At 43.7% G+C, this 16,253-nt stretch carries 21 protein-coding genes; all 21 read right to left on the bottom strand.

All coding sequences use genetic code 11. The features are described from left to right. Window positions 1-43 precede the first annotated feature (43 nt). Window positions 44-727 carry a (d)CMP kinase gene (gene cmk, locus FTV14_RS04080; protein ID WP_179992441.1) on the bottom strand — a complete coding sequence of 228 codons (684 nt, stop codon included), beginning with the start codon at window positions 725-727 and terminating at the stop codon, window positions 44-46. A 14-nt stretch (window positions 728-741) separates the two neighbouring features. Next, window positions 742-1,176 (bottom strand): SRPBCC family protein, encoded by a 435-nt coding sequence (locus FTV14_RS04075; RefSeq protein WP_180014273.1) that lies wholly within the window; start codon window positions 1,174-1,176, stop codon window positions 742-744. Between the two features lie 62 nt (window positions 1,177-1,238). Further along, window positions 1,239-1,754, bottom strand: a complete 516-nt coding sequence (gene tadA / locus FTV14_RS04070) for a tRNA adenosine(34) deaminase TadA (protein ID WP_104425959.1) — start codon at window positions 1,752-1,754, stop codon at window positions 1,239-1,241. Between the two features lie 6 nt (window positions 1,755-1,760). Continuing rightward, entirely contained in the window at window positions 1,761-2,882 is a 1,122-nt protein-coding gene (locus FTV14_RS04065; protein ID WP_180011508.1) for an enoyl-CoA hydratase/isomerase family protein, read from the bottom strand. After that, window positions 2,879-3,592 (bottom strand): uracil-DNA glycosylase, encoded by a 714-nt coding sequence (gene ung, locus FTV14_RS04060; protein ID WP_004783992.1) that lies wholly within the window; start codon window positions 3,590-3,592, stop codon window positions 2,879-2,881. Before ung ends, FTV14_RS04065 begins: the two co-directional genes overlap by 4 nt. Window positions 3,593-3,637: 45 nt before the next feature. Further along, on the bottom strand, window positions 3,638-4,234 hold the full coding sequence (locus tag FTV14_RS04055) for a 6-carboxytetrahydropterin synthase (RefSeq protein ID WP_159123992.1): 597 nt from the start codon (window positions 4,232-4,234) through the stop codon (window positions 3,638-3,640). A gap of 158 nt (window positions 4,235-4,392) precedes the next feature. Beyond that, complete coding sequence (gene gspK, locus FTV14_RS04050; protein ID WP_180053396.1) at window positions 4,393-5,364, bottom strand: type II secretion system minor pseudopilin GspK; 972 nt, start codon at window positions 5,362-5,364, stop codon at window positions 4,393-4,395. Between the two features lie 14 nt (window positions 5,365-5,378). Next, window positions 5,379-6,005, bottom strand: a complete 627-nt coding sequence (gene gspJ / locus FTV14_RS04045; RefSeq protein ID WP_166139440.1) for a type II secretion system minor pseudopilin GspJ — start codon at window positions 6,003-6,005, stop codon at window positions 5,379-5,381. Further along, entirely contained in the window at window positions 6,002-6,586 is a 585-nt protein-coding gene (gspI, locus tag FTV14_RS04040) for a type II secretion system minor pseudopilin GspI (protein ID WP_180053395.1), read from the bottom strand. The genes gspJ and gspI overlap by 4 nt, the downstream gene beginning before the upstream one ends. After that, complete coding sequence (locus FTV14_RS04035; RefSeq protein ID WP_180053394.1) at window positions 6,576-7,124, bottom strand: type II secretion system protein; 549 nt, start codon at window positions 7,122-7,124, stop codon at window positions 6,576-6,578. The genes gspI and FTV14_RS04035 overlap by 11 nt, the downstream gene beginning before the upstream one ends. Before the next feature lie 9 nt (window positions 7,125-7,133). Then, window positions 7,134-7,748 (bottom strand): TetR/AcrR family transcriptional regulator, encoded by a 615-nt coding sequence (locus FTV14_RS04030; protein WP_125279027.1) that lies wholly within the window; start codon window positions 7,746-7,748, stop codon window positions 7,134-7,136. 40 nt (window positions 7,749-7,788) lie between these two features. Further along, window positions 7,789-8,562: a TatD family hydrolase gene (locus tag FTV14_RS04025; protein ID WP_004783999.1), complete on the bottom strand. Its 774-nt coding sequence runs from the start codon at window positions 8,560-8,562 to the stop codon at window positions 7,789-7,791. A gap of 27 nt (window positions 8,563-8,589) precedes the next feature. Then, window positions 8,590-8,931 (bottom strand): PilZ domain-containing protein, encoded by a 342-nt coding sequence (locus tag FTV14_RS04020; protein WP_004784000.1) that lies wholly within the window; start codon window positions 8,929-8,931, stop codon window positions 8,590-8,592. 17 nt (window positions 8,932-8,948) lie between these two features. Beyond that, window positions 8,949-9,929 carry a DNA polymerase III subunit delta' C-terminal domain-containing protein gene (locus FTV14_RS04015; protein ID WP_180053393.1) on the bottom strand — a complete coding sequence of 327 codons (981 nt, stop codon included), beginning with the start codon at window positions 9,927-9,929 and terminating at the stop codon, window positions 8,949-8,951. Window positions 9,930-9,943: 14 nt separating this feature from the next. Beyond that, window positions 9,944-10,705, bottom strand: a complete 762-nt coding sequence (gene kdsB / locus FTV14_RS04010; protein ID WP_159123998.1) for a 3-deoxy-manno-octulosonate cytidylyltransferase — start codon at window positions 10,703-10,705, stop codon at window positions 9,944-9,946. A gap of 12 nt (window positions 10,706-10,717) precedes the next feature. Continuing rightward, window positions 10,718-11,722, bottom strand: coding sequence for a tetraacyldisaccharide 4'-kinase (gene lpxK / locus FTV14_RS04005; protein WP_125279030.1), 1,005 nt, complete (start codon window positions 11,720-11,722; stop codon window positions 10,718-10,720). A 3-nt stretch (window positions 11,723-11,725) separates the two neighbouring features. Then, window positions 11,726-13,453: a lipid A export permease/ATP-binding protein MsbA gene (gene msbA, locus FTV14_RS04000; protein WP_180053392.1), complete on the bottom strand. Its 1,728-nt coding sequence runs from the start codon at window positions 13,451-13,453 to the stop codon at window positions 11,726-11,728. Continuing rightward, on the bottom strand, window positions 13,453-13,875 hold the full coding sequence (locus tag FTV14_RS03995) for a biopolymer transporter ExbD (protein ID WP_004784014.1): 423 nt from the start codon (window positions 13,873-13,875) through the stop codon (window positions 13,453-13,455). Before FTV14_RS03995 ends, msbA begins: the two co-directional genes overlap by 1 nt. 10 nt (window positions 13,876-13,885) lie before the next feature. Beyond that, entirely contained in the window at window positions 13,886-14,527 is a 642-nt protein-coding gene (locus FTV14_RS03990) for a MotA/TolQ/ExbB proton channel family protein (protein ID WP_125279032.1), read from the bottom strand. Between the two features lie 37 nt (window positions 14,528-14,564). Beyond that, the gene (locus tag FTV14_RS03985; RefSeq protein WP_004784018.1) at window positions 14,565-15,452 is read right to left on the bottom strand and encodes a ParB/RepB/Spo0J family partition protein; all 888 of its coding nucleotides are present in this window, start codon (window positions 15,450-15,452) and stop codon (window positions 14,565-14,567) included. Further along, the gene (locus FTV14_RS03980; protein WP_180053391.1) at window positions 15,449-16,231 is read right to left on the bottom strand and encodes a ParA family protein; all 783 of its coding nucleotides are present in this window, start codon (window positions 16,229-16,231) and stop codon (window positions 15,449-15,451) included. The genes FTV14_RS03985 and FTV14_RS03980 overlap by 4 nt, the downstream gene beginning before the upstream one ends. Window positions 16,232-16,253 lie beyond the last annotated feature (22 nt).

Below are 16,253 nucleotides of genomic sequence, written 5' to 3'. Positions count from 1 at the left end.
CATATAAAACTGATCAAGCTATGCGTCTGCTGAAATAATAGGGTTATTGAGCTAATTGCTGATCCACATATGTGGTCATCAGCTTGAATACTTCATCGATATTCAGATCTGAACTGTCGATGATGTACGCATCAGCAGCAGGTTTGAGCGGAGCAACAGTGCGTTCCATATCTCGTTTATCCCGCGCTTCGATATTAGCTAAAATGTCGTTTATTTTAACATCCAGCCCCATACCCTGCAACTGCTTTACACGTCTTTGCGCACGGGATTCAGCCGAAGCTGTCAAATAAATCTTGGCTTGTGCATCTGGGAAGATACTGGTCGCCATATCGCGGCCATCTGCCACTAGACCAGGAGCTTGAGCAAAAGCATGTTGACGGGCCACCAGAGCAGTTCTAAGTTCAGGAATTGCAGCAACTTTTGAAGCATACTCACCCACCCGTTCGGTACGGATAGTTTGGGAAACATCTTCACCATTCAGCCATACCTGAACACCTGATTCAGTGCTGACAAATTGGATATCCAAATTTGTTGCAATTTGTACGCATTCAGCCAGTTTAGTATCCAGTTCATCGAGTAAATTATGGTGATGCAATGACAGTCCTAATAAACGATACAAAGCCCCTGAATCCAGTAAATGAAAATGGTAATGTGCTGCAAGTTTTGCAGCCAGTGTGCCTTTGCCAGATCCACTTGGACCATCAATGGTAATAATTTGAACTGTCATTACTTTCCCGTTATTTATACAGATTTTGCAAGTTTTGCGAGGCCTAGTTTAATCCCTGTCTTGAGCTGTGCAAGAATTAATTTACTGACAAATGGAAGACGTGCCTGCAATTCTATCGTATAAGTCACCAGACTTTTGTTATCGTCCAATGCTTCAAACTCAATAATACCCAAATGATGTTTAATCAAAGGATTCTTTACGATCTTGTATTCAATACGGGAGTTCGGCTCTAGCAAGGTAATTTGCTCTTTTAGCGGCTTGACTGGACCAAAACCCATGCTACGCACAGAACCCACACCATCTGGGCGCTCAGGGTCTGCCGAATCCTTAATCCGTTCCACCTGCATTGGTGCAAAAGCCACGTTATAAGCATCGTGTTTAGACAGCAATTCAAAAACCTTATCAATCGCTGCTGGGAATTCTTTTTTTACCTGAATCGCATTTTTCATTTTTCTTTTTCCTGAAAATAAATGATTTTAAAGTGAGCAAAGTTTAACGAATTAGATTCGATTTATTTATGAGCATTCAGTAATTTTTCTTGCAATTTCAGCTGGCGTTTTTGTTCACGACGCAACTTGAAAAATGCACTCAACTGCTCAGCACACTGCTGCTGCATACAGCCCGAGTCAAATAGAAATACATGATTATAGTAGCCAGTCTCAAAAAGCTTGCGTGCACTCACCAAAGAACCTGCTTTGGGCTCATTTGTACCAAAAACGACCCGTGAAATACGCGAATGCACCAATGCTCCTACACACATGGTGCACGGTTCCAGAGTTACATAGAGGACAGCATCTTCAGGCAGGCGGTAGTTTTTCAGGTTCTGACAAGCTTCACGTAATGCTACGATTTCAGCATGGGCAGTCGGATCATTTAAAGAAATAGGCGCATTGTAGCCACGGCCAATGACCTGATTTTGACTGACAATCACCGCACCTACAGGAATTTCACCCTGCTCAGCAGCAAGTGCAGCCTGCTCATAAGCAAGCCGCATCCAGTATTCATCGGTAAATTGTGTTTCGGACATTCAGACTTAAATCACATCATAGTGCTTGAGTAGCTCATTCCAGCTTTCAATGGTGGTTACCGGTGGATTCTGAGACAGAATGCCTTTCAGGCTTAAATCACTACCCTTTTGCCATTCTGGAGACAGATCTTTATCAACCAGTCGTGCACGTACACCTTCAACAAAATCAGGATGACGGATTTTCCAATCTGAAATCTGGGTTTCCAGTTCAAAAATTTCATTCCATGAATGAACCTGTTTACCCCATTGCCATAATAACCAGCTTAGAGCAGCGGTTGCAGGTGAACCTTTTTGCAGGTTTTCGCTGGCCTGACGCAACCAGTCACTGCGCGCATCACTTAAACCAATAATCGATTCATAATCGTGCTCGAAGTTTACGCCACGACATACACTGTGGATTACATCCAGTGAGTTTTGCAAAGGACCCGGGCCTACCGGACGGTGCATGCTGTTCAAGGTGTCATCAATCGCACGGAAATCCCCAGCTGGATAATGTTCCCAGTCTATATTTACGACCTTATCTAATACTGAATCACGCTGTGCATCACAGATATGAGTCGCCCAGCCAATACCGTAAGCACCCGCAGCAGTCATAATGGAACCCGTTAAACCTGTAAACAGGCCAATCGCTCCACGGTCTGCTAGGAAGCGGGTCGCACCCACATCTGGATATAAACCAATATTAATCTCAGGCATGGCCAGACGTGAATACGGCGTCACCAAACGGAATGGAGCCGCCATAAACAGGCCTAAACCACCACCCATAACATAACCTTCACCCCACACCAATACCGGCTTGGCATAGTTATGCAGCAATAGATCTAGCGCATATTCCTGTTCAAAAAACTTATTAGCGGTTGCCACTTCATCATTAATTACTAACTGACGCAGCTTACGTACATCGCCACCGGCACAAAATGCTTTCGGGGTAGTTGAATCCAGCCAGATCGCTTTTACGCTATCATCTGTATGAAAGTCCTGAAAAACTTCCAGTAGTGCAGAAACCAGAGATTCATCTAAAGCGTGTAATGATTTTGGACGATTCAGGCGTACAATGCGCCAGCCATTGTTGGCTTGTTCAACAATCAGGTCCGGATGGTAAGGTTTAGTTACAGGAGAATAAGTCATGCGTCCAGCTGCCAATCTATAGGCTCAATGCCATGTTGTTTGAGATAATTATTCGTTTTCGAAAAAACTTTACAACCAAAAAAACCACCCCGGTTTGCTGACAAAGGCGAAGGATGTGCTGCCTTTAAGACCAGGTGTTTATTTTGATCAATGCGCTGTCCTTTACGCTGTGCGTATGCGCCCCAAAGAATAAAAACGATATGCTCACGTTGTTCATTCAATACATCAATGACGTGATCTGTGAATTCTTCCCAACCACGTTTCTGATGTGAAGTTGGCTGTGCTGCCTCTACGGTCAGTACAGCGTTGAGCAGAAGTACACCTTGTTCCGCCCAATGAGTTAAATCACCATGTTTAGGGATTTTTACGCCTAAATCATTATGTAACTCATGAAAAATATTACGTAAAGATGGAGGTAATGCAACCCCTTTTTGCACCGAGAAGCTTAAACCATGCGCCTGATTCGGACCATGATAAGGATCCTGACCAATAATCACCACTTTAACCCGGTCTAATGGCGTCGTATTCAAAGCATTAAAAATCAGGTGATTCGGTGGATAAATCACCTTGTCTGCTTTTTTTTCTTCAATTAAAAACGTTTTTAACGCATCCATTTTTGGACTCAATAAAAACTCACTGAGTCCATATTTCCAGCTGTCATCTAACTGAACTTTATTCAGTTTCGCAATTTGCTGTTCATTTAAAGACATGCTTCAATCCTAAATCTATGTCAGTCTGCGTTTATATTCGAATTTTTAAGGCTGGACTTGCAGATCCACAGCCGGATTATGAAATGGAAGACCCTGTTTCAGTTTCGCAAACATCTCTGGATCTGTCCACTCTGCCCGCACCTGCTCCGAGAATTCAATCTGTTCCAGGCTAAGTGGACCCATCTGTTCATTCTGGATATCTTCCAAGAAGCTTTGCGCATAGCCGGTATCAGTTTCATGAACAATCACAGAATAAACTTCAACATCCCCTTCACCATTCTGAGTAATGGTGGATGCCAATACCTGTTGAGCCAGGAAGAAGAAAATACGTGAAAACTGTTCTGCAGACGGTGAAACCGGCAAAGATACCCAGCGTGCACTAAAGTTTTTACATGCCTGAATATATTCAGGATCATCTTTTTGCCAGAAGCAGATCGCATGGTCAAAAGAATCAAAGAAATCCTTAATCACCCCTTTGAGCAGACCAAAATCATATACCATCTGGCCATGATCCAACTTCGACGCTTTCAGCAATAACTCGACTTTATAACTGTGACCATGGATCGAACGTTTACAGCGATCCGAGGTGCAGTTACGCACAATATGAGCATTTTCAAACTTAAATAACTTACGAATTAACATATGCCGTAATGTCGTCAAAAAATAGGTGAATTAATTTCAATTATAAAGCAAAAGTAAACTTATGAGGATTAATTTTGCAGTTCATCATGATAGGGAAAAGGGATCAAGGCGACGCGAATCAAATTCAAGAAATGAGAGCATTCTAAAATGGTGATATTTTAAAAAGGCGCCATGCTTCGATAAGCAACATACACCTTTTTGTCCTGCCGCACTAGATCACTACTAAACTGACGTTTACGTTCACTCAGCATCACTTCGATACGTGCTTTAAAGTGATTGGATTGCACTCCAAGCAGGTTATTAAACAGGTTGTGTTTGGCTGCATCCACCTGAGCAAATGGTTCTAGTGTCCAGAGATCAGCCACATTGGAAAAATATTCCAGATTTGCCTGACGGCGATCCAGCAATTGCTGCACGGCATTCACATCCAGCTTTTCATCCATGCTCGCCAAAAGAAATGCAGATGCGGTATTAATATTGACCGTAGTATCTACTACAGGCGCAGTACTTAGATAAGGTGCAATTAGTTTGTACTTGTTTTCTTCAAAGCCTCGTACCAGTTTCAGCTCTTCAACGCTATGAAATTTGGCATTCGGAGGTAGAGAACCATTCGGCAAGCCCTGATAATAATTGGATTCTGCGCCCATTGGTCCACTTGGCATTTCATCTTCATCCTGCCAGTCGATCACGGCTTCACTCAACTGCTCTGGCAATCCAGCACGTTTTAATATCAGCTCAAACCAGGCTTTAGCATTTTCATTCACCGTGCCTTCTGCTGTAATCAGACTATTTAAATTAAACTTACCCGACTCATCTTGCAGTATTCCCGAGACATAACCATCTTCAACCGGAAAAGCCGGCATCGGCTGCGCCCAGGTTTCATTTAAATGATCAACTTCCGCTGCATTCTCTGCGTCATCGACCAGCAATTCAGAAAAAAACGCTTCAGCACTTTTGGCATACATCAAAGACTGGTTTTGTCGCATTAAATAGGCGGTGCTTTCAGCAGTTGCGGCCTGACGTTTAGCAATAGTCGCAGCCAAAATAGTTGCAAGTGCCACCATCACTAGAATGGTAATCAGAGCAATCCCCTTCTGCTGTTTGATCATCATTGCTTTGTTCATCTGCATTTTATTATTCTTTGTCAGGTTAACTTTTGGGTTTCAAGCAGGAAATCTGTATTCAATAAACTGAAAATCCACTCATAACTGACCCCATTAACCATTAAGTTGATTTTAATGCCTTTGGGCAGACGCTGTTTTTGCTCAATCTGATTTAAATCAAAAGATGAGTCTGGCCATTGGGTCATTTCATTCGGATTAAGCACTACGATCTGAAACTGCTCAACCTCGGACAATAACACACTGGATTCAGGTTGATCACGCCCGGTCTGGTTTAAATTCCGGTATTTCAGGCGATAGAGTTTTTGTTCATCTGCCCGGTACTGATATTCAACCCGTTCATCTGGAGAAATCCCCTCTTCCAGAGGATCGGTAACCCCAGTCTTACTAAAGTTAAAACGCCCGTTTTGCAAAACCAGTGCCGGCTGAATATCACCATTAATATTGGCCGTTAAAGGCACCGCCTGTACCGTATCACGCAAGATCTGCTGATAAGTATCTTGCAACTGACTTAAGCGCTGTTCATGCACTGCATTACGGTCTTTAGTTTGCACAATATAATCAAATACTTTCCAGCCTAGAGCAGAGAGTACGGCGAAAATAGCAATAGCAACTAACAGTTCGACCAGCGTAAATCCCTTAGACTTCATGGCGCTTCATTCATCCGGTGATTAAAGAACATCAAGCTGCTAATTCCATTTTCTGCCTGACCGGTTTCAGTGTTGACCAGACTCACCTGTAATTCAATGCGCTGTACATTAGGACTTACGGTAGGCTCACTGCGCTTATCGATTTGCCAGGTTTCGCCCTGTTGAGTGAGTTGTTTAGATTCTGTACCAGTAAGCCACTGCTGATTGATTTCCATTAGTGCTGCTTCATTCAAGGCAACAAACTGGGCTTGGGTTCTCAAAATGGCATTCGAAGTCGATTGGGTATATTGCATAGCAACTTTAGTCAGGGTCATGGCTGCTGTGGCAAAGATCGCCAGCGCGACCATCACTTCCAGCAAGGTAAATCCTGAGGCACGATTAAGTCGAGTAATCCTCGACCTGAGCGGCATTGTCGCGCAAGAAAGTCCGAAAGCTGTGCTTGAGGAGCCGCGATGAGTGAAATGCTGTTTTACCGCTGCGCAAGACGAAGAGCTATGCCCGGAGTGCGCACGATCAGCATTTGACTTAAATAACTTGATTACATCAGCTCCGGCACTCTGCTTGAAAACCCTAGCTTTCATGGACTTTACCCAAGTGATCAATTTCAATCGGATTGCCCACTTCACGATCTTCCAAATAGAACTGGATTCTGACCGGTTTAACTTCACCATTGCCTAACCAGATTAGCTTAGGTGCATTAACTTCAGTAAGATCCCGATTTTGGGCATTATTATAATGTTGCTCTAAAGGCTGAATCCGGAAAGAGACCTGCTCTGGTAAACTACGCAGATTAAACTCCGCATAACTTTGCCATTTCTGCTGATTTAAAGTTGATTCTGCCTGATTAGGTGAACGATATTCCACGATCCCGTAGCGAAATGGTGAAACATCAGTGGCAGCCTGAACATCAAGCGCAAGAATACGAGACTGATCATTGGATTCCCGCAAGATTCTTTGCAAATCCAGTAACAGGACTTCCCGCGCCTGCATTGCCTTGCGCTGATCTACCCCACTAATATTGAGCACGACCAGTGACGCCATAATACTCATAATCACAATCACCACCATCACTTCGATTAGAGTGAATCCACGAATGGAGGCGTGATGTGATCTGATCATAGGCAACTCTTAGGCGAACTGCTCGGCAGGATGGACCTGTTTCGGTAAAGCTAAAGCTTGATCAATAAGGGCAACGCGCAAGGTATCGCGTGAACCGAGATAGCGCTGATAAAAACTGGAGTTCAGAATCGCAGCTGCACCATGGGTCATCGACCAAATTGAGGCCAGATAATCACGCACCGACATGCTGCTATTGATTGAAGCCAGATAGCTTTCAGTCATACGGATAATCAGACGTAAGCGCTGTTTGCGCACCTGATAAAGTTCGCTAAACAGGTGCTGAATTCCAACACCTGTTGTAGAAAGACGTTCTTCAATCTGATGAAAAAGGACAGTACGTTCAGGGTGATGCAGATGATGCAACATAAAGAATGCCAGATGTTCAGGAAAAGCCTTATCACTATCCTGGATCATTTCCAGCAACATGCGCTCATTACGGATAATCAGCAATATGTACAATTCATCTTTACTCTGGAAATGCTTATAAAGAGTGCCTTTGGCCAGATCCAGTTCTGCTGCCAGTGCATCCAGGGTCATCCCTGCTTCACCATTTTCTAGCAGTAACTGTTCTGCAACTTGAAAAATCAAGGTTTCTCTTGCTCGAAACTGAGCCTGACGATCCATCTTCACCCTATAACTCTCTTGTACTCTTATCTAACTTTACTTACTTTGAATTCAGAAGATTCTCAAAGTTCTGCTTTGTGATATAAGCCATTTCTTCTAGCGACTTATCATATACATCGCAAAGGGCTTTGGCTACATAAGGAACGTATTTTGGTTCATTAGATTTACCACGATATGGCATTGGAGCAAGGTAAGGACTATCCGTTTCGATTAAAACCCGATCAAGTGGAACCTGTTTGGCCACGTCACGCAAATCCTGGGCATTTTTAAAAGAAACAATACCGGAGAAAGACACATAGTAACCGCAGTCTAAAACAGCTTTAGCGGTTTCCCAATCTTCGGTAAAACAGTGCAAAATGCCATGGGTAGATTTTTCTGCACGGATAATATCAACCGTGTCATGCTTGGCGGAACGGGTATGCACGACTACAGGTTTTTTCACGATTTGTGAGGCATGGATATGACGGGCAAAACAGTCTTTTTGCTCGGCAATAAAATCGGTGCTGTGATAATAATCGAGCCCCGTTTCACCCAGCGCCCAGACTTTTTCTGGCTGTGCCAGTTCAACCAGATATTCAGTGGTCGCACGCGCCATTGTCGCCGCATCTTCGCAAGGATGTACACCAACGGTATAACCGACATCAGGATGACGGGCCGCGATTTTAGCCAACTCGATATGATCATCCAGATCCACCGAGATACTCATAAACTTGGATACGCCTGCTTCACGGGCCTGAGCGAGCGCCTGATCCAGATCACCGTTATAAGGTGTTAAATCAAGCAGCGTTAAATGGCAATGAGTATCTACAAACACAATGAGTTCCTACCGAAGGTAAATTAACTACATAGTGTAACTTTTACGTCCATCAGATTTAAGACCTGCAACCAGACGATCGGCTTCATTTTTGAAGAAAACACCCTTTTCACCGGTGAGCTGAATCCCAAAACCTTGTGGCTTGATGCCATTCTGCTTTTGAGACACCCAGATCACTTTTCCGGTTAATGGAATTTTCTGCGTCTGTTCAGGTAAAGTCGTCAAAACAAAAACTTCTTCACCTAATTTTACTGGCTGCTTGGAAGGAATAAAAAGTCCACCACCTACAACATATGGCATATAACTGGCAAATAACGTTTCAATATCCGGAATATTAGCCTGAATAATACCGCCCATACGTGGTTGCATCTTGTTTTCCCCTTAAGCTAAAGATTCATCAGCTTGATACACAATTCATCGAGCACCAGATTACTTTGTACGTTCTGCTCAAGATATTGTTTGGCTCGCTGAAAATCCTCATAAATTTTAAAAAGTGTTTCCAATGAATATTGTTCGGCCAATACATTAAAGTCCAGATCAATGTTTTTTACGGCCTGATTTAGCTTGACACAAATTAAATCGGACAACAAGTATTCAAACATTTGACCAAATTCACCAAAACTCAGGCTTTTATTCCATTGGGTCGCAATTGCTATTGGCATATTTTTTTGAATAACCAGTTTTTTCCAGTCTTCCATGAATTCCTGACGTAGTGGCAGCCATGAACTTTGTGCAACCTCAATCGCTTGCAAAGGCATCTGATTGGATAAATTCATCAATAACTGCTGCTGGCTCGAACCTGCTTCAGGTAACTGCGCTTCTACAAATTCACTGAATTGCACTGATGAAATCCGGTCCAAGGCAAAATGCTGTAAACGGCTGCGAATAGTTGCAGGCAATTTCAGATAATGATCCGCAAGCAGAATAATGACAATATTTTCACCCGGTTCTTCCAGAGTTTTCAGCAAGGCATTGGAAGAGGCAATATTTAATGCTTCAGCGGGTTCAATGACAATGACACGCCAGCCATCGACGGTCTGCTGTACAAAAGGCAGAAGATCACGGATTTTTTCAATTTTAATTTTGGCATTCTGTTTTTTATTATCTTCATCCGTGCTGATATAGACGTAATTCGGATGGGTATCCGCTTTCAGCCACTGACAGCTACCACACTCACCGCATGGCCCATCAGGCTGACGGTTCAAGCATAAAACCCAGGCCAGAAACTGCTGGGCAAAGGCTTCTTTACCACAGCCTTTTTTTCCATAGAACAATAAACCATGCCCAAGCTTAGGAAAACGCCCGGTTAGCGTATCCCAAACCTGTTGCTGCCATGGATAAATCTGTGCATTGACATCAAGCGGCATGGAGAATTCTCAAATTAAGCAAAAGAAGATGGATCCATCTGGTTCAAGCGATCCAGATCTTCCTGCGTATCGACACCTGGCGGTAAATTGGCTTCTGCCACAGCAATGGCAATACGGTGACCATTTTCCAGGACACGTAACTGTTCTAAAGATTCCAGTTTTTCCAGCACACCCATTTCCCAGGTCACATATTCCTGTAATAGTTTCACGCGGTAAGCATATAAGCCCAAATGGCGATAAGCCTGATCATGCAGTTTCTGTTCAGCCAGCTTGGCACCATCACGGTCATAAGGAATCGTAGCACGACTAAAATACAATGCCTGATTGTGCTTAGACATCACAACCTTAACAATGCTGTCACGCTTGAATTCCTCTAAATGATGGATTGACTCACACAGAGTCGACATTGAGCAAGCTGGTTGATCTTCTAAGAGTTGCGCGACCTGTTTAACTAACTGGGCTGGCAATAAAGGTTCATCACCCTGTACATTCACGATAATGTCATCACTCGCCCAGCCCTTGATTCGAGCTACCTCGCTTAGACGATCGGTACCTGATGGATGATCTGCTGAAGTCAGGACCACATCAACACCTTCAGCACGGCAAACTTCGGCAATACGTTCATCATCTGTTGCCACACACAGGTCATCAAAGCCCTGTACTTTTTTGGCCTGATCCACGACACGCAGAATCATCGGACGACCATGGATTTCCAGCAAAGGTTTACCCGGCAAACGTGAACTGGAGAAGCGTGCAGGAATAACTATATGTTTCATCGTAAATAAACCTTAGGAAATAGAAATACCCTGTTGCTCTAATTGCTGCTGCAATATTGTATAACAGGCAGGTGACAAGACTGCATCGACCGGCACCACCCAGATATCCCGCTGATAATCTGGATACTGTTTGAGTAATGCCATAATTTTAACTGCATCTTTTTCAGTAGTAATGATCGGACTATTGTCATCGAATTGCAGATCTTCAATTTCATAATCATGATGATCTGGAAATTCATGACACTGAAATTGCTGCAGCCCCAGATGTTCTAGTGTTTGATAAAAACGCTGTGGAAAACCGATGCCGACTACTGCATAGAAAGCCGCAGTTGGATCAAAGCTTTTGATAACATCCTGATTTAATAAATACGGCTGAGAGGCTGCAAGATGCATATGCAAAGGCGAAACTGGATTTGCTGCATGTTCAATCACGGTACCTTTTTCCAACCGGGTAACGGGTTCACGCAGATAACCTTCTGGTAAAAGTTTCTGGTTGCCCAAGCCTCGGTTATTGTCCAGCACAATCCATTCAATCTGACGATTTAAAGCCCAGTGCTGTAAGCCATCATCACAAATTATTAAATCCAGTGCATGCTTTTCTAGCAGAAGCTCAATGCTCTTTTGACGATTTGGCCCTACAGCCATCGGCACACCAGTCGCTTGGACAATTAAGGCTGGTTCATCACCTACCACTTCAGGCAAGGTATTTAAATCTACATAAGCAGGAAAAGGACCTTTACCACCATAACCTCGACTGATTACACCAATCCGTAGGCCTTTTTCAGTGAGGTAATCCACCAGATGAATCAGTAAAGGTGTTTTACCACTCCCACCTACGGTAATATTTCCAATCACCATTACTGGAATAGGTGCGGTATAGCTTTTTTTAATCCCTTTACGGTAAAGCCAGTGGTTACTGACAAAACCCAAGCGGTAAAGCCAGGACAAAGGACGCAGCACAACCAGCCACTTTGCCTGTGTATTCCAAGCATCCTGAATGATCTGTGCCAAAGCCATGACTTAATGTTCCTCGAAATTACGTTGGTGCAGCTGATAATAAGCACCTTGACGTGCAATCAGCTCAGCATGATTACCCTGCTCTATAATACGACCTTGATCCATCACTACAATGCGGTCGGCATTTTCAATTGTTGATAGACGGTGGGCAATCACAATCGTAGTCCGATCTCGCATCGCCTGATCAAAGGCACGCTGAATAAAGTATTCAGATTCATTATCCAGCGCACTGGTCGCTTCATCCAGAATCAGAATCGGTGCATTTTTCAGAATAGCACGGGCGATCGCAATACGCTGACGCTGACCACCTGACAGATTCAGACCTTGAGCACCTAGTGGCGTATCATAACCTTGTGGCAAGGCCATAATGAAATCATGTGCATAGGCAGCTTTTGCCGCTGCAATGATTTCTTCATCACTCGCATTTTCTAGCTGGCCATAAGCAATATTTTCACGAACAGTACGGTTAAACAGCACTACCTGCTGGTTTACCATCGCGATCTGGGTACGTAAAGCAGTCAACTCATAATCAGTAATCGGTTTTTGATCCAGTAAAATTTGCCCGGATGAAGTTTCCTGATAACGTACCAACAGATTCACCAGCGAGGTTTTACCTGCTCCTGAACGCCCAACCAATGCTACAGTCTCGCCCGCTTTCACTTCTAGGTTAAAGTCATGAATCGCATGGTGACCATCGCCATAAACCAGATTGACATCTTTAAATTGAATGTTGCCTTTTAAGGCATCATTGAGTTTGCCGGTATTATGCTCTTCAGGCATATCTAGCAATTCAAACACAGAATGTGCGGCCGCCATACCACGCTGAATTTTTTCATTCACATCAGTTAATGTCTTGATTGGTCGCGCCAACATGCCAGCAGCTGTAATATAAGCAACAAATTCACCCGCAGTCGTATCTCCCAGAATTTGTGGGCGCAACGCAATATACATCACGATACTGAGTGAAACTGACATGATCAACTGTACTACTGGACTGTTCAGCTGCTGTACTGCCACCATTTTCAAGCCACGGCGTAGATTTTCCAAAGAATTTTGTTTAAAGCGTTCCTGCTCATAAATCTGACCACCAAAACCTTTGACAATCAGATTGGCATTTACAGTTTCCTGAACCACATGGTTCACATCACCCATGGTGTCCTGAACCTGTTGTGATAGCTTGCGCATCCTTTTTGAGGCTTTACTGATCACAAAACCAATCACAGGTCCAAAGATCAGAATACACATGGTTAAACGCCAGTTGGTATATAAAAGATATCCCAATAAGGCAATCGTGATCAGACCTTGCTGAATGATCGTTCTAAGTGCTTCAGTTGAGGCGGCGGTGAGCTGCTCAACGTTATACATAATTTTGGCCGTAATATGACCGCTGGTATTGTCCAGAAAATATTGCGCAGGCAAACGCAATATTTTGGCAAAGACTTCCTGACGAATATTAAATACCAGATTACGGGAGATGACCGCCGTATAATACCCACCGAGGAATAGGCCTAAGCCCCTGAAGAACATCAGTACTACCACTAAGAATGGGAAAAGTAAGGTGAAACCCTGGTCTCTGTTTTGTATCGCCTCAATGATATATTCCAGTAATTTGGCTACAGAAACTTCTGTCGCCGCATTCATAGAGAAACCAAGCAGGACAATTAAGGCTGTGCCCCAAAATGGTTTTAAATAGTTTAAAAGGCGAAGATAGACCTTAAAATCGTGCTTCACTAATAACCTCGAGTTGGTACTTTCGTACTGATGTTGACATTAACAAAGCCAAGTTGCCCTGCAACGTCCATGACACGAATAACATCCTGATGTGTCGCTTTTGCATCAGCGGCAATGACAAACATTAAATCACGACGTTCATTCGAAATCTGTTTAATTGCCGTATTTAAATCTGCTGCATCTTTACTGGCAATAGACTGACCATTCACGGCATAGTGGCCATTGGCATCCACAATCACTTCAATTTTCTGGTCAAAATTCTTGGGCGGTACACCTTGCGCATCTGGAAGCGTCAGGTTCATTCGGCTCATCTGGTTAAACGTGGTTGAAAGCAGCAGAAAAACCAAAATAAATAACAGGCAATCAATCATGGGCGTCAGATTGATATGTACATCTTCCACCTGGTTACGTTTAAATTTCATGCCCCTGCTCCTAGCTTGCTTTCTTGATGCGTTCTTCTACATCATCTGAAGCATTTAAATAGAACAGGTTGGCATGAAATAACGTTGCTTGCTGTTCCAGTTCCGCCACATATTCCTGAACCAGACGCTGGAAATAACGATGTGCAAATAAAGCAGGAATAGCAATCAGCATACCCGCTGCTGTCGTGATCAGTGCTTTGGAAATACCGGGCATCATTAAAACTGGGTCACTATTAGTACCGACATCAATCATTAAAAATGATTCAATAATTCCAATCACTGTACCGAGCAAACCGAGTAGAGGTGCTACTGCACTCAAAGTACCCAGAAAATTAATATTCTTTTCCAGATAGCCAATTTCCTGTGAAGCTACCACTTCCATCTGGGCACGAGCATATTGCTCAGACTGGTGACACGCTTCAAAACCAGCAGTAAATACACGACCCAAAGTACTGTTTTTCAAAGCTGAACTTTGTTGCAGCTTTTGCATAGCTTGGTCTGCATTTTGTGCAGGACCCATCAGAAGTGAGTTGGGCAGTACCAGACTCTTTTTTAAACGAATGAAGCGCTCGACCGAGATCGCTAGCATAAATATCGAACACAATACCAGCGGCAGCATCAACCAGCCGCCTGCTTTAACCAATTCCCACATCTGATTTATTCCCCAATAAAAACAAATTTTAAATTAATTATTCATCGCCCAGGATCGAAAGAATCCCGTCCAGCTCTTCTAAAGAATGATAGCTAATGACCAGCTTGCCTTTCCCTTGCTTGTTGTAGTCAATTTTAACATCCGCACTAAAGCGCTCAGACAGACGCTGAGTCAACTGCTGAATGTCTGGCGCAATCGCTGCTTTTGGTTTTTCTGTTTTCGGTGCATTGTAGTCGCGTACCAACTGTTCGGTTTGGCGTACTGATAGACTCTTTTCAATGACCATCTCAGCAACTTTAAGCTGATCTTTAGCCTTCAAAGTCAGGATGGCACGTGCATGTCCCATATCCAGCAAGCCTTGCTGCATAAAGTCTTTTACTTCTTCAGCCAGAGTTAGCAGACGCAGCAAATTGCTCACTGTAGTACGTGCCTTACCGACGGTATCGGCAATTTCCTGATGGCTTAAACCAAACTCGTCATGGAAACGCTGCAAAGCCATCGCCTGATCAATCGGGTTCAGGTCCTGACGCTGAATGTTTTCGATTAAAGCTAATGCAATTGCGACCTGATCATTCAGCTCACGCACAATCGCAGGAACTTCAGTCAGACCTGCTAACTGTGCCGCACGCCAACGACGCTCACCCGCAATAATCTCGTATGGATAGCGTTCATCATCGACAGGACGGATCACGATTGGCTGCATGATGCCATGCTTCTCAATCGATGCTGCCAGTTCCTGCAGATCCTGCTCATTGATATAGCGACGTGGCTGATATTCACCACGTTTCAGCAGATTGACATCAATCTGTTTCAACTGACCATGATCAAGACCTTGTGCTTCGAGTTGTAATTTTTCTTTTTGAATTGATCCCAGCAAGGCATCTAAACCACGACCTTTGGCGAGTCCACGTTTCTTGACGGTCATGCTTTACTTCCTTTTTTCACTTTGCTTTTCTTTAATACTTCAGCTGCCAGATTTAAGTAAGCAACTGCACCCTTTGAACTTTTTTCAAAATAAATCACTGGTAAACCATGTGCCGGCGCTTCAGCCAGACGGATATTACGTGGAATCACGGTTTCATAAAGTTTTTTACCAAAATATTGTTCTAACTCTTCCGAAACATCACGGGTCAAGGCATTTCGAGCATCATACATGGTACGCAATACACCCACGATCTGCAGGTCTGGATTAAGTGCTTGCTGAATGCGGTCAATGGTTTGTGTCAGATCAGCCAGGCCTTCGAGAGCATAATATTCGCATTGCATCGGAATAATCACGCCATCCACCGCTGCCAGTGCATTCACGGTAATCAAGCTTAAGCTTGGTGCACAATCAACAATGATATAGTCGAATGAGGATTCAATTTCCTGCAAAGCTTCACGCAAAATAAATTCACGGCCTTTTTGCTCAGCAATCGTCAGCTCCACACCAGCCAGGTCACGGTTTGCTCCTAAAACCTTGTATCCAACTTCAGCCTTGGTGATCGCAGTTTCAATCGGCACTTCACCCAGCAATACATCAGTCACTGAATACAGCAGGTCATTTTTCTGAATCCCCGACCCCATGGTCGCGTTACCTTGAGAATCCATATCCACAAGCAAAACGCGTTTTTTTAGCACAGCGAGAGATGCCGCCAAATTTACTGCGGTTGTGGTTTTACCGACACCACCTTTCTGGTTGGCAATCGCAATAATTTGTGCCATGTTGACCCCGATCCTTCAAAAA

Origin of the sequence: Acinetobacter sp. YH12236 (assembly GCF_013417645.1) — a bacterium.
In the GTDB taxonomy this organism is placed as follows: domain Bacteria; phylum Pseudomonadota; class Gammaproteobacteria; order Pseudomonadales; family Moraxellaceae; genus Acinetobacter.
This window is presented reverse-complemented; position numbering and strand designations above follow the sequence as displayed.